This window comes from Rhodococcus parequi (assembly GCF_046042785.1).
Classification (GTDB): domain Bacteria; phylum Actinomycetota; class Actinomycetes; order Mycobacteriales; family Mycobacteriaceae; genus Prescottella; species Prescottella parequi.
Genome location: NZ_JBDLNV010000006.1, coordinates 339,997 through 353,622, shown reverse-complemented (window position 1 = coordinate 353,622; position 13,626 = coordinate 339,997). Strand labels below are relative to the sequence as shown.

Sequence of the window (13,626 nt, the reverse complement as noted above, 5' to 3'; positions counted from 1 at the left end):
AGCCGCCGCCACGGATGATCGACGGTCGTCAGAACACGATCATTCCGCGAACCGACTCGGCCCGCCGCATGTCCTCGAATCCGACGTTGATGTCATCCAACGTGTATGTCCGGGTGATCATCTCGTCCAGCAGGATCTTGCCCTCCATGTACATGCGGAGCAGCAGCGGGATGTCCGACCGGGGGTTGGCGTTGCCGTACCAGGACCCGGTGACCGTCTTCCGCATCGACGTCAGATCGATCAGGCTCAGTTCCACTGCGGTCTCGGCCGGGTCGCCGACCGACACCTGGACACAGGTTCCACCTTTGCCGAGCAGGGACATCGCGGGTGCGAGCAATCCACCGGTCATCACCCCCACCGTGATGACGACGACGTCGGCCATAGCCCCCCAGGTCAACTCACGGACGAGAGCTCTGGCCTCATCGACGGTCTCCGCGGTGTGCGTGGCGCCGAACCTCTTCGCCTCCGCCCGCTTGAACGGAGAGGGATCGACCACCACCACGTGCCGTGCCCCGGACAGAGCGGCGCCCTGCACCGCGCCACAACCGACTCCACCCATGCCGAGAACGACCACCGAGTCACCGGACGTGACCTTCCCGACGTACACGGACGATCCCCAGCCCGTGGGGATCCCGCAACCCACCAGGGCCGCCTTGTCCAGCGGCACGTCCGCCGTGATCTTCACGCACGACGCCTGATTCACCACCGTGTGCTCCGCGAACGTTCCCACGACACACATCAAGCGCGCATCCTCACCGCGTACACGATGGCGAGAGGTGCCGTCGGAGATCTGGGTACCGAGGCCGATGTGCGCACCCATGTCGCACACGCTCGACATTCCCCGGGCACACGAACGGCATTTTCCGCACGCGGGGATGAAACTGAAGACGACGTGGTCGCCGGGCGCAAGTTCGGTGACCCCGGGGCCGACCCGCTCGACGATTCCGGATCCTTCGTGACCGCCGATGAACGGATAGCCGATCACGCTCGTTCCGTCCCGGAAGTGCTCATCGGAATGGCACAGACCACTGGCGGTCAGTTTGACGAGCACTTCCCCGGTTCGGGGTTCGTCCAGGTCGATCTCCTCGATCGACCACGGCTCTCCCGGTGCCCACAGCACCGCCGCGCGAGTCTTCATGCTCCGACCTTCCGTTCTCGGGATTCGACGTAGATCGACTGGTATTCGACGAAGGCGTCGAGGCCCTCGGGACCGAGTTCGCGACCGAGACCGCTCGACTTGGTTCCGCCGAACGGCGCCCCGAGGTCCATCTGGTAGTAGTTCACTCCGAATGTGCCCGTTCGGATTCGACGGGCGATCTCCACCCCGCGGCGCTCGTCACGGGTCCAGACCGTTCCCGCGAGCCCGTAGGGGTTGTCGTTCGCGATCGCGACGGCGTCGTCCGCGTCCTCGTAGGGGATCACCGCGACGACGGGCCCGAACACCTCGTCCTGTGCCAACCTGCTGCGCGGATCGACATCCGCGAAGACGGTCGGTTGAACGAACCAACCGTCCCCGTCGAGCGCCTGTCCGCCGGTGACCAGACGGGCACCCGACGCGCGCGCCGCCTCGATATGACCGACGACCCGGTTTCGGTGCGCCTCCGAAACCATCGGCCCACAGGTCACGTCGGCGTCGAGTGGGTTGCCGACCACGAGTGACCGTGCCTTCTCGGCAACGATGTCCACGATCTCCTCGTATCGTGAACGTGGTGCGAGGATGCGCGAATGCAGGACGCAGGCCTGCCCGTTGTTGATGAACGAGGTCGTGGCGAGCCGATCGGCGAACACGTCCAGATCCGCATCGTCGAGCACGATCGACGCCGACTTCCCACCCAGTTCGAGTGTGACCGGGCGGAGCAATCTGCCGCATACCTCGCCGATGTGTCGCCCCGCGGCGGTGCTGCCCGTGAAGGACACCTTGTCGACACAGGGATGAGCTACCAGAGCAGCACTCGCATCACGCTCGGCCGGAACGACGTTGAGCACGCCGTCGGGAAGGCCGACCGCTTCGGCGGCGTCGGCGAGCACGTAGGCATCGAGGGCAGTCTCCGGTGACGGCTTCACGACGACGGTGCATCCGGCCGCGAGTGCCGGCGCAATCTTCGCCATCGCGATCAGCTGCGGAAAGTTCCAGGGCACGATCGCGGCGACCACACCCACGGGCGCCCTGCGCACGATGGTTGCACCGCGGAGGCTCGGCCGCACCTCTTCCAACCGACCGGACTCGATCAGGTCGGCATACCTGTGCAGAAGTGCCACGGGAACAGACACATTGGATCCCCGGGACACCGCGGACGGCATGCCGTTCTCGCGGGTCACCAGTTCGGCGGTGAAGTCGCCCCGCCGGTCCAGTTCCGCCGCCAACGCACGCAACATCACAGCGCGCTCGGCCACCGGCATCGAAGGCCACGGACCCCAATCGAACGCGGTACGCGCCGCGCGCACCGCCGCGTCGATGTCGCCCGCATCCGCCAGAGGCGCGGTGCCGAGCAGTTGGCCCGTCGCCGCTTCGTACACGGGCCGCGTATCGGTGGAGTGCGGCGCGGTCCACCGACCGCCGATGAACAGGCACTCCCGGGTGTAGTCCGGCACTGTCATGAACGCCTCTCCAACCCGGCGCCGTCCACGTCGAACGAGGCACGCGCAAGGGCGAACTTCGCCCGCACGAGCGCGCCGATCTCCGCGAGCGCGGCGTCGGCGCGTGCGAACGATCCGATCTGGACGAGAAAGCCGTGCCCGACACCGGGATACCGCAGCAGCGCCGTCTCGACCCCGGCGGCGCGCAATCGCGCGCCGAACTCCTCGACACCGTCGCGTAGCGGGTCGAACCGGGCGGACACCACGATCGCGGCCGGCAGACCCGACAGGTCGGCCGCCAGCGCGGGTACCCCGTACGCATCGTCGGCTGCGGGGTCGTCCCCCAGGTAGAGGGACTTCATCCAGTCCACATCCGTCGCACACAGGAAGGGACTGTCCCCGAACTCGATCATCGACGCCCGTGCCGTCCGGCGCTCGATACCCGGATACACCAGCACCTGCTGAACCAGTGCCGGCCCGCCGTCGTCGCGCGCCCGCAGGGCTGCCGCGGCTGCGAGTGATCCACCTGCGCTGTCGCCCCCCACCGCGATGCGCGCGGGATCCACACCGAGGGAGTCATGCTGTGCGGCAACCCATTCGACGGCGGCGTACGCCTCGTCGTTGGCAACCGGATACCGGTGTTCCGGCGCGAGCCGGTACCCGACGTTGACCACGACCGCACCGGACGCGACGGCCAATGCCCGGGCAAGGTGATCCCACGATTCGAGGGAACCCATGATCATGCCGCCACCGTGGAACCAGACCAGTGCCGGCGCCGGTGAATCGCAACCCTCGGGCGAATAGATGCGGACCGGCACGGAGCCGTGCGGGCCGTCGAACTCCGTCGACCGCACGCTGCGCATCTCGGGTCCGTGCCGTCGGGGGGCTTGTTCGAGCATGTTCCGGGACCGCTCGACCCCGAGTTCCTGCAACGTCGGCCTCGCCTGACGAGCCGCGAGCACCGCCCGCACGTCATCGTCCCACTGCAGCACCCTCGTCTCCTCTCGGTAGTCCGTGTCCGCGGTGAGTTCCACTGCCACGTCAGCCTTGCTCGCCACTACCGACCCGCCAATCGATTCGTCCATCTCCCGGACGAATCGGTGCCGTTCCTGTCACCAGCTCCCACAGGTCGCCATCGAGTTCGTGCATCAGATCGGCAATTCGAGTCCACCAATGGAGTTCGTTGCCGTACTCGTCACGCCAGGCCCACAGTCGCGTCGTGAGGGCACCGAGCGAGTGCTCCATCGTGAACCCGATCGCCCCGTGTGCCTGGTGCGCCGCGGACGCGATCGGCCCGGCGAGCGAGGACGCCTCGGCCTTGGCAGCAGAGACGAGTAGCGCGGCTCGAGGATCCCCGTCGACGAGCGCGAGAACGGCTGCATCCGAGGCCACTTCGACCGTCACGACGTCCGCTGCCAAGCGCGCCAACTGGTGCTGAACGGCCTGGAAGGCAACCAGCGGCCGACCGAACTGGTTACGCACATGGACGTACTCGCGGGTTGCGGTGAGAACCGCGCGGGCGGCCCCCGCCATCTGGACGGTGCGCGCAGTGGCACCGAGCAGTTCGAATCTCCGGAACCAGTCGGTGCCGCCGAGATCCGCGATTGCACCGACCCGGACCCGCTCGAGCAGGGCCGTCCCGCGCGATTCACCGGCAAGGTTTCGGCCCTGGACCACCGTGAACCCGGCTTCCCCGGTCGAGACGAGGACGACCGCGTCCCGCCCGTCCCGTCGCACCAGCAGCACGATGTGGTCGGCGCCCGAGATCCAGGGCACTCCGCGCACCACACCGGACAGATGCCAGCCGTCGCCGTCACGATCGAGTTCCACGTCCTCGGCGGCCGCGGCGGTTGTCGGACCCTGCGGGAGCGACAGTCCGCCGGCGGCGAGGAGCGGCCCCACCAGGAAGAGTGCCTCTGCCAACGGCGCTGCAGCCGTGACGGACTCGCGTACGATCACCGCGGCGTCGAGTAGATCTCCTCCGGATCCACCGAGCTCGAGCGGCACGGTCGACGATGTGAATCCGAGCTCCTCCAAGTCCTTCCACAGGGAACCGTCGAGGTCGTCGACGGGCCGGGAGTCGGTTCGACGGCGAGTACCCAGGACCGCCCGCACGGCGTTCCCGAGTTCGGCATGATGTTCCCGCATCGCTGTCACAGTCCTTTCGCCACGACCGAGCGCAACACTTCGTTGGTTCCGCCCCGCAGGGTGAACGCCGGCGAATGAAGTACGGACTGCGTCAACAGCCTGGTCAGGGTGTCGCCGGGGTCGTCCGGCTCCGGCCTCGCATGCCGCCGGACGACATTCACGACATCGCCCTCGAACTGGGTGCCGAGGTCCTTGACCAGCGCCGCTTCCGCCACCGGGCTCTCCCCCACCCGCAGTCGGTCGGCAACTGCGAGCGACAGTTGACGCAACGCCGTCATTCGGCCGACCAACCGTCCCATGTCGAGCTGTTCGACCGGCGAAGCCTCGGTGGAGTTCCGGCTCGCCCACGCCGTCAGCAGTGGGAGGGTACTCAGGATCCGTTCGGGACCTGAGCGTTCGTTCGACAACTCCGCGGTCACCTGACGCCAACCGTCGCCACGGCGTCCGAGCAGACCCGTCAGGGGAATCACGGCGTCGTCGAACACGACCTCGTTGAAGTGGTGTTCGCCGTCGATCGTGACGATCGGCCGGATGTGAACGGCCGGGTGCGGCAGATCCACGACGAACTGCGACATGCCCTCGTGCCGAGACTCGCCCCGATCGGTTCTGGCCAGGACGACGATGTTGGTCGCCACGTGTGCCGCGCTGGTCCACACCTTGGTGCCCGACAGCTTCCAGCCCCCCTCGACCTCGACGGCGCGAGTGCGGATGGACGCCAGGTCGGAGCCCGAATCGGGCTCACTCATGCCGATCGCGAAGAACCTCTCCCCCTCGGCGATACCGGGTAGATAGGCGCGCTTCTGCGCTTCCGTTCCGTTCCGGAGGATGCCCGGCGCCATCTGCCGGTCGGCGATCCAGTGCGCAGCCACCGGTGCGCCGGCCGCCAGCAGCTCCTCGGTGACCACGAAGCGCTCGAGTGCCGTCAGGCCGTGGCCGCCGTACTCGACCGGAATCGTCATCCCTATCCACCCGCGCGCCGCGAGCCGTTTGCTGAAGTCGACGTCGATTCCCGACATCCACGCGTCGGCCCCGGTCCGGATTCGGCGGGACTCGATCTCCTCCCGTAGGAACTCGCGAACCTCGAGACGCAACGCGAGGAGCTCGTCCGGGAGGCCGCCTACCGCGGTCAAAGTGAGCAATCGACAACCTTCCGACAAGAGCACTGGGGAACACGCGCTGTGCGCGAGCCTTGGACGGCTCGGGACTCTGTACGCCGTCCGCCCGACACCGCTCCCGCACCCTTATCGAGGGCACGGCGAACGGGAAGGCAAGCAGGCGAATGCCGTTCGCCCGGACGGATCCTCATTGAATGTCGATCACACGACTTTGTCAACAGATTGGATCCAATCTTGTATTCCGATCTCGACTGTTGCATCCTGGACCGGTCCCGCGTGGTCCGCCTCGCCGGGGCTGTCCGAGTCGACGTCCTGCGAGGTTGCCCATGACCGAGTCCCCAGCCACCCCCCGAGTCCTGTTCGCCGTCGAGAACTCCATTGCGCGGATCACCCTCGACAACCCGGATCGGAAGGGCGCGATCACGCTCGAGATGGCCGCACGGATCGGCGAGTGCTGCGACCGAGTGGAACAGGACGAGTCGATCGGTGCGGTTGTCGTCGCCTCCGTCGGCCCGTACTTCTGCAGCGGCGCGGACACTCGCGATCTCGCAATCTCCTCCGCCGACCCGGCCTCGTCCGAGGCGATGGCGCGAGTTTCGGCCGTGTACGGCGCCTTCGTGCGGATCGGCAACCTGCCGGTGCCCTCGGTGTCCGCGGTCGTCGGCGGCGCAGTGGGCGCCGGCCTGAATCTGGCCCTCGCGACCGACGTCATGCTCGTCACCCCGGATGCGGTGCTCGACAGCGGATTCCTCGCGCGTCGCATCCATCCCGGCGGTGGCCATCTGGCGCTGCTCGGGCGCGCCGTCGGGCGTCAACAGGCACTCGCGATGGGTGTTCTCGGTGCCGCACTCTCGGGCACCGATGCCGTGCGGCGCGGCCTCGCGTGGGACACCGCAGATGCGGATGAAATCCTCTCCAGCGCAGACGCACTGGTTGCCATCGCGGCGCGCGACCCTCTCCTCGCCCGGCGCACCAAGAACAGCGCGCGACTCGAACTCGACCAGCCCGGCGTGCCGTGGAGCGCAGCCGTCGAGATCGAACGCGGCGTCCAGATGTGGTCGATGGGACGCAAGGGCGAAGCCGCCTGGGACACCAAGCCGAGCAAGCCGACCGTTCCGGAAGGCCCGCGGTGAGCGGTGGCACCGGCCCACTGGGCGGCATCCGCGTACTGGACTTCACCACGACGTTCTCGGGTCCGTACTGCACGCAACTGCTGGCAGAGATGGGAGCGGACGTCATCAAGGTCGAGGCCCCGGGTGGTGACATCACTCGCAGCCTCGGCACGACACGGACCCCCGGCATGGGGAGTGTCTTCGTGGCGAGCAATCGGAACAAGTCCAGTGTCGAACTGGACCTCAAGTCCGACGAGGCACGCGCGACCATCCGCGCCTTGATCGGACGAGCCGACTGCCTGGTGCACAACATGCGACCCCCTGCCGCCGTCCGACTCGGAATCGGACCCGACACCGCACTGCAGATCAATCCACGACTGGTCCACGCAGCCATCACCGGGTACGGCAGCGACGGCCCGTACGCCGGACGCCCGGCCTACGACGACTGCATCCAGGCGGCATCAGGCCTGGCGTGGCTGCAAACCTCTGTCGCGCAGCAGCCTTCGTACATGTCGTCCCCGGTAGCCGACAAGGTCGCCGGGCTCGCGACGGCGAATGCGATCACCGCGGCGCTGTTCTGGCGGGAGCGCTCCGGATCGGGTCAGGCGATCGAGATCCCGATGTTCGAGACGCTCGTCGGATTTACCCTGATGGAGCAGTGGGGTGGGCGTGCGTTCGTGCCACCCGAGGGCCCCACCGGTTACGCGCGGATGCGCTCGCCGCACCGTCGGCCGTACCGGACGTCGGACGGATTGATCTCCGTGGTCGTCTACCACGAAGGCCACTGGCGCCGGTTCCTCGAATTCGTGGGCATGTCCGAGCTGCTCGAGCAGGACCGTTACCGGACCGTCGAGGCGCGAAACCGGAACATCGACGAGTTGTACATACTCCTCGAGGAACTGCTCGAGAAGCGGTCCACCGTGGACTGGTTGAAGATCCTCGACGAACTCGACGTGCCGGCGATGCCGATCGCCAGTGTCGACGACCTGTTCGACGACGAGCATCTCGAGGCCGTCGGCTTCTTCCACGAGGTTCTCGACTCCGAGAACGCGACCTACCTGGCCTCGCGGCCGGCTGCACGATTCAGCGCCTCGCCATTGGAGTCACCCCACCGGGTGGCGAGCCTCGACCGACTCGATGCCGGAGCTGCTGCCGTCGAGCGTTGGCTGGCCGACGAGTGACGCCGCCGGCTTGGTGAGCAGGCGTACCGTGACCTGAGGGGACCGAAAGAAGGTCGCGGATGGCAGCTGCCGTGCGAGGCAGGAGCGGCAACCTGCCTCTCGATCTGACCAGCTTCGTCGGTCGGCGCCGCGAGGTGACCGAGACGAGGCGAGCTCTCGGTGCGTCGCGGCTGGTGACGCTGACCGGCATCGGCGGGGTCGGGAAGACCCGTCTCGCGCTCCGCGTGGCCGCCGACTCGCAGCGATCGTTCGCCGACGGTGTCTGGCTCGTGGAGTTCGGGGAACGCCGCGATCCGCAGCTGGTGGCCGAGTCCGTCGCCGCGGCACTGGGATTGCGGGAGCAGTCGGCGATACCGACCACGCAGCTCCTCACCGACTATCTGACCTCCCGAAACCTGCTGCTGGTCCTCGACAACTGCGAGCACCTCATCGACGACGTCGCGAAGCTCGCCGAGACACTCCTCCGCGCGAGCCCCGAGCTGCGGATCCTCGCGACCAGCCGCGAGCCCCTCGCGATCGGCGGCGAGATGGTGTTCCGTGTCCCGCCGATGACCGTCCCGGTTCCCGACGAGTCGACGCCGCTGCGGACACTCGCCCACTACGAGGCGGTGAACCTGTTCGCCGAACGCGCTGCTGCCGCCGTCCCGGGGTTCGAGATCACCGAGGAGAACCGCGACTCCGTCGTCGCGATCTGCACCGAACTCGACGGCCTGCCGTTGCCGATCGAGCTCGCCGCGGCACGCCTGCGAGCGATGTCGGTCGACCAGATCCTCGAACGTCTGACAGACCGGTTCCAGCTCCTCACTGAAGGTAGCCGGGGCGCCCCCGATCGGCAGCAGACCCTGCGGATGAGCATCGACTGGAGCCACGAGCTGTGCAATCCGGACGAGCGGGAACTGTGGCGCCGGTTGTCGGTGTTCACCCGCGGATTCGAGCTCGACGCGGCCGAGGCGATCGCGGCGGGCGAGCACACGTCCCACGACCTGCTCGACGTCGTCGCCTCCCTCGTCGACAAGTCGATCTTCATCCGTGAGGAGCACTCCGGTGTGGTGCGCTATCGGTTGCTCGACAACCTGCGTGAGTACGGACTCGAGCGGCTGCACGAGTCCGGTGAGTTCTCCGATCTGAGCCGACGCCACCGGGACTGGTACCTGGCGCTGCTGGACCGCGCCGAGGCCGAATGGATCGGCCCGGACCAGCGCTCGTGGATCCTGCGGATCGAGCGCGAGCGCTCCAACCTGGCCGCGACACTCGAGTACTGCCTGACCCAGCCCGGTGAGGCGGAGATCGGTCTGCGCATCGCAAATGTTCTGTACATTTTCTGGATCTCCTGCGGGCTGCTCAACGAGGGGCGTCTCTGGCTCGCCCGGGTGCTTTCCGCGCAGGGTGGGGAGCCGACGCTCGAGCGGGTGAAGGCTCTGGCCGCCGCGGCGATCCTGGCGGCGAATCAGGGCGACGTCGCGGCGGGCCGGCAACTCGTCGGCGAGGCACGCGATGCTGCCGCCCGTATCGGTGATCGCGCGTCCGAGATCATCGCGATCCATGCCGCCGGCCACGTCCAGATCTATGCCGGTGACCCCGGCGAAGCGATCCGACTGCTCGGCAGCATCGTCGACGCCGTTCGCTCCGGACGGAACATCCTGCGACACATCTCCACGGTCCTCGGCCTCGCGACCGCCACGGCGGTCCTGCGCGAGCGCGAGGAGACCGCCCTGTACACCGACGAGGTTCTCGAGATCACGCGCGCCCACGCCGAGTCGATCTATCGCTCGTACGCACTGTGCATGCGCGGGCTCGCCCTGTGGCACGACGACCCCGCCGCGGCGCGCCCGGACTTCGCGCAGGCGGCGGCACTGAGTGGCGAGGTCGACGACCTGCTCGGGACCGCGATCTCCGTCGAGGCCCTCGCGTGGACCGCCGCGGCGACGGGCGAGTTCCGGCGGTCCGCCATCCTGTTGGGAGCCGCCGACGCCCTGTGGTCCGCCGCCGGAAATCCGGGCGTCGTGATTCCCGCCCTCCGGTTCAACCGTGACGAGGCCCGGGCGCTGTGCGAGCGCGCCCTCGGTGAGCGGGCCTTCGACACCGCTGTACGCCGGGGTTGCGACCTGACGCTGGACGAGGTCGTCGACTTCGCGGTCGACGACCGACTGCCCCAGGAGGAGCCGGCAGAGCGGGCTGCGACGGATCTGACGCCTCGCGAGCAGGAGGTCGCCGAGCTGGTGGCGCAGGGCCTGACGAACAAGGCAATCGCCGAAAAACTGGTCATCTCGCAGCGCACCGTTCAGGGCCACGTCGAGCACGCCCTCGCGAAACTCGGGTTCAACTCGCGTACCCAGATCGCCGCATGGGTCGTCGAGCGGGGCCGAGAGCCCGAAGGCGACACTGCCTGACCTGGGGTTTCACGACGGACGGGTACCTACCCACCGGAAACAGGTATGTGCACGGGTACTTCTACCGTCGTGGCCTTGCGTCTGTCTTGGAACTGTGGGAGCCGGACAACCCAAGCTTCACGAAGTCGAGGTCTCCCGATGCACGATCAACTCACCCGCCCCACCACCGAGGTGGACACCTTCACCATCGGCCGCTGCGACGGCTGCGACGCCCTGCTCGCCCCCGACGCGGCGGTGTGCTCCTCGTGCCGCGGCACCGACATCAGCCGCACGCCCTCCGCCGGCACCGGATCGATAGTCTCGTGGACCGTCATCGAGATCTCGCCCAGCCGCACCTGTACCGATTTCACCCCGTACACGATCGCGATCGTCGCGCTGGACGAAGGACCGTGGGCGTACGCCTGGATCGTGGGGGCGCTCGACGAGAGCGAGAAGCGCGCCCGGGTCCGGTACGACCGCATGATCGCCGGCGAGCGGTATCCACTGTTCGTCCGCCAGTGAGAACGAGACCTCGACGCAGTCGCGTGGCCCGGGACGTTGCGTCCCGGGCCACTCGTCTGTCTCGAGCTTTCGGATCGGACCCTTCGCTCACGGACCCTCGGGGGTTTGCCCGCCGTTCTGCTCACGGGGGCACGGCGACGTCAGCCCCGGCACGAACGGGAAGGGCACGTTCTGGAAGGGCGCGTTCAGGCACTGAGCGGCCGGGGCCGGCTGGTAGGGGGTGGTGAGCGCCACGCCGATCAGGCCGCCCAGCGCACCGAGCGATCCCAACGAGCCCAACCCCAGCGACCCCAACGCCAGCGGGGCCAGCAGTCCCAGCGACCCGGCATCTGCCGACCCCAGCGCCGCAGGCAGGAACGCGCTTCCGGCCAGGTCGCCCGCGCAGTCGGTGACGACTCGCGCGGCGGCCGGCGCGGATGTGACGGGCGTCCCCTCGGCGTCGCCGGTCGCCACGGCCGTGTTGGTGATGAGGCATGCGGCCTGATCCGCGTCGGTCACCTCGTAGTCGGCGGTGCACGTCACCGACTGCCCCGGGTCCAGCGTGTCCGGATCGCAGGTGACGCCGGGCGCCCCGCCCGAGCCGGTGAAGGCGGTCTCCTCCACGGTGACACCGGAGACCGCCGTCGTGCCGGCATTGGTCACCCGGAATGTGTAGGTGACGGTGTCCCCCGACGCGAGGCCGACCTCCGGCGAGGCCGACTTCACGAGCGTGAGGCCACCGACAGGGGGTTGAGCGAAGCCGGTCGGCCCGATCGCCGTCGTCACCAGCGCGATGAGACCGGTGAGCACCGCGATGACCAGAATCCGAAAAGCTGTACCGAAGTTACGCACGCTGGAAACTCCTTTTCGCCACATTCAGGACAAATCGGGTTCGAACTCAGGTGCCGCGATGACAAGCGTTTCGGAAGATACTGGATATTCGCGATCAATGCGCGCGAATGAAATCGACCGGCGGTATTCCGACTCTCGGGAAAATGCGCACATATGACGAAAACGGGCACGCCCCGCAGCGCGGAAGCGTGCCCGTCGGAGCCGGGTCGTCAGGCGACGTCGTCGAGCGACTCGTCCTTGGTCTCACGCATGATCAGCAGCGCCACGAAGGTCAGCGCCGACGCGATCAGCAGGTAGATGCCGACCCAGCCGACGCCGTAGGTCGTGGCCAGCCACGTGGCGATGAACGGGGCGACGGCCGCACCCAGGATGCTCGCGGTGTTGTAGGCGATACCCGAACCCGTGTAGCGGACGTTGGTCGGGAAGAGCTCCGGCAGCACGGCGCTCATCGGGCCGAACGTGAAGCCCATCAGCACCATGCCGATGATCAGGAACACCAGCATCCGGGCATCGCTCATACCGTCGACCCCGAGCAGCAGCCCGAACGTCAGACCGAAGACCATCATCGCGCCGGTGATGACCAGCAGTGTGATGCGGCGGCCGAAACGGTCCGCGAGCCAGCCGGCGACCGGGATCGTCGCCGCGAAGAACAGCACCGCCACCAGCTGCAGCACCAGGAACTCGCGGTACTGGAAACCTGCGCCGTAACCACCGTCGGCGGCGGTCTTGCCGGTGCCGTAGCTGAGCACCCACGTCGTCATGATGTAGAAGAGCGTGTACGTCGCGAGCATCACGAACGTGCCGATGATCAGCTGACGCCAGCTGGTCTTGAACACCGCCTTGAGGGGGGTCTTGACCTTCTCGCCGTTCGCGACCGCGCGGGCGAACACCGGCGTCTCCTCGATCTTGAGGCGCACGTACAGGCCGATCATCACCATCACTGCGCTGAGCAGGAACGGGATACGCCAGCCCCACGTGAGGAACGCGCTGTCGAGATCGGGAGACGAGCTGCTGGTGTAGCCGAGCGCCAGCGTGATGAGCAGGAACAGGCCGTTCGCGAAGAAGAAGCCGATGGGAGCCCCCAACTGCGGCCACATCGCCGCCCACGCGCGCTTGCCGCCCTTCGCGGTCTCGGTGGCGAGCAGCGCCGCGCCCGACCATTCGCCGCCCAAGCCGAGACCCTGACAGAACCGCATCAACGCCAACAGCGCGGGCGCCCACAGCCCCACCGCGTGATACGTGGGCAGCAGACCGATGAGGAACGTCGCGATGCCCATCGTGAGCAGCGAACCGACGAGCGTGGCCTTGCGGCCGATCCGGTCGCCGAAATGGCCGAAGAGAATCGAACCGAGCGGGCGGGCGACGAACGCGAGACCGAACGTCGCGAACGACGCGAGCAGCGCCGTCGTGTCGTTGCCCTTCGGGAAGAACAGATGCGGAAACACCGATACGGCGGCCGTCGCATAGATGTAGAAGTCGTAGAACTCGATCGAGGTCCCGACCATGCTGGCGACCACGATCCGGCTCCGGGGCACACCACCCACGGTCCCGTCGTCCTGCGCTAACTCACCCTGTCCGCGCTCGGCGGCCTCCACACCCTTGCTCACATCTTTCTCCTGCACCGATCTCCCCGAGGTCCCCAGCCGGACGCTTCCACTGAGTGGAATTCCATCCCAAACCTTAGGAATTGAACACGCTTTCCCGGACGCGCCGCAAGCCGGGCGTCGAGACTGAGCGGTTGCAAAGAACGCGTTAGGATCGTACGAGGTGT

Annotated in this window: 11 protein-coding genes; 4 read left to right on the top strand and 7 right to left on the bottom strand. The window is 67.6% G+C overall.

The window, feature by feature from the left end:
- Positions 1 to 28: 28 nt before the first annotated feature.
- Genes ABEU20_RS18840 through ABEU20_RS18820 form a run of 5 tightly spaced genes read right to left on the bottom strand, consistent with a single transcriptional unit; the run spans position 29 to position 5,864 of the window.
- The gene (locus tag ABEU20_RS18840; protein ID WP_420165900.1) at positions 29 to 1,138 is read right to left on the bottom strand and encodes an NDMA-dependent alcohol dehydrogenase; all 1,110 of its coding nucleotides are present in this window, start codon (positions 1,136 to 1,138) and stop codon (positions 29 to 31) included.
- Positions 1,135 to 2,598: an aldehyde dehydrogenase gene (locus ABEU20_RS18835; RefSeq protein ID WP_420165899.1), complete on the bottom strand. Its 1,464-nt coding sequence runs from the start codon at positions 2,596 to 2,598 to the stop codon at positions 1,135 to 1,137. Before ABEU20_RS18835 ends, ABEU20_RS18840 begins: the two co-directional genes overlap by 4 nt.
- Positions 2,595 to 3,635: an alpha/beta hydrolase gene (locus ABEU20_RS18830; protein WP_420165898.1), complete on the bottom strand. Its 1,041-nt coding sequence runs from the start codon at positions 3,633 to 3,635 to the stop codon at positions 2,595 to 2,597. The genes ABEU20_RS18835 and ABEU20_RS18830 overlap by 4 nt, the downstream gene beginning before the upstream one ends.
- A complete protein-coding gene (locus ABEU20_RS18825) occupies positions 3,619 to 4,725 on the bottom strand; it encodes an acyl-CoA dehydrogenase family protein (protein ID WP_420165897.1) in 1,107 nt (368 codons plus the stop codon). Before ABEU20_RS18825 ends, ABEU20_RS18830 begins: the two co-directional genes overlap by 17 nt.
- A 5-nt stretch (positions 4,726 to 4,730) precedes the next feature.
- Entirely contained in the window at positions 4,731 to 5,864 is a 1,134-nt protein-coding gene (locus tag ABEU20_RS18820) for an acyl-CoA dehydrogenase family protein (RefSeq protein WP_420165896.1), read from the bottom strand.
- A 302-nt stretch (positions 5,865 to 6,166) separates the two neighbouring features.
- On the opposite strand from ABEU20_RS18820, the gene ABEU20_RS18815 reads away from it, so the two are divergent.
- From ABEU20_RS18815 to ABEU20_RS18800, 4 genes are all read left to right on the top strand, one after another.
- Complete coding sequence (locus ABEU20_RS18815; RefSeq protein ID WP_420165895.1) at positions 6,167 to 6,973, top strand: enoyl-CoA hydratase-related protein; 807 nt, start codon at positions 6,167 to 6,169, stop codon at positions 6,971 to 6,973.
- Complete coding sequence (locus ABEU20_RS18810; RefSeq protein ID WP_420165894.1) at positions 6,970 to 8,133, top strand: CaiB/BaiF CoA transferase family protein; 1,164 nt, start codon at positions 6,970 to 6,972, stop codon at positions 8,131 to 8,133. The genes ABEU20_RS18815 and ABEU20_RS18810 overlap by 4 nt, the downstream gene beginning before the upstream one ends.
- Before the next feature lie 59 nt (positions 8,134 to 8,192).
- Positions 8,193 to 10,523, top strand: coding sequence for an ATP-binding protein (locus ABEU20_RS18805; RefSeq protein ID WP_420165893.1), 2,331 nt, complete (start codon positions 8,193 to 8,195; stop codon positions 10,521 to 10,523).
- Positions 10,524 to 10,661: 138 nt separating this feature from the next.
- Positions 10,662 to 11,024, top strand: a complete 363-nt coding sequence (locus ABEU20_RS18800) for a Zn-ribbon domain-containing OB-fold protein (protein ID WP_420165892.1) — start codon at positions 10,662 to 10,664, stop codon at positions 11,022 to 11,024.
- An 87-nt stretch (positions 11,025 to 11,111) separates the two neighbouring features.
- On the opposite strand, the gene ABEU20_RS18795 is transcribed toward ABEU20_RS18800, so the two are convergent.
- Positions 11,112 to 11,855 carry a DUF7507 domain-containing protein gene (locus ABEU20_RS18795; protein ID WP_420165891.1) on the bottom strand — a complete coding sequence of 248 codons (744 nt, stop codon included), beginning with the start codon at positions 11,853 to 11,855 and terminating at the stop codon, positions 11,112 to 11,114.
- Between the two features lie 209 nt (positions 11,856 to 12,064).
- Entirely contained in the window at positions 12,065 to 13,450 is a 1,386-nt protein-coding gene (locus ABEU20_RS18790; RefSeq protein WP_420165958.1) for an MFS transporter, read from the bottom strand.
- Between the last annotated feature and the right edge of the window lie 176 nt (positions 13,451 to 13,626).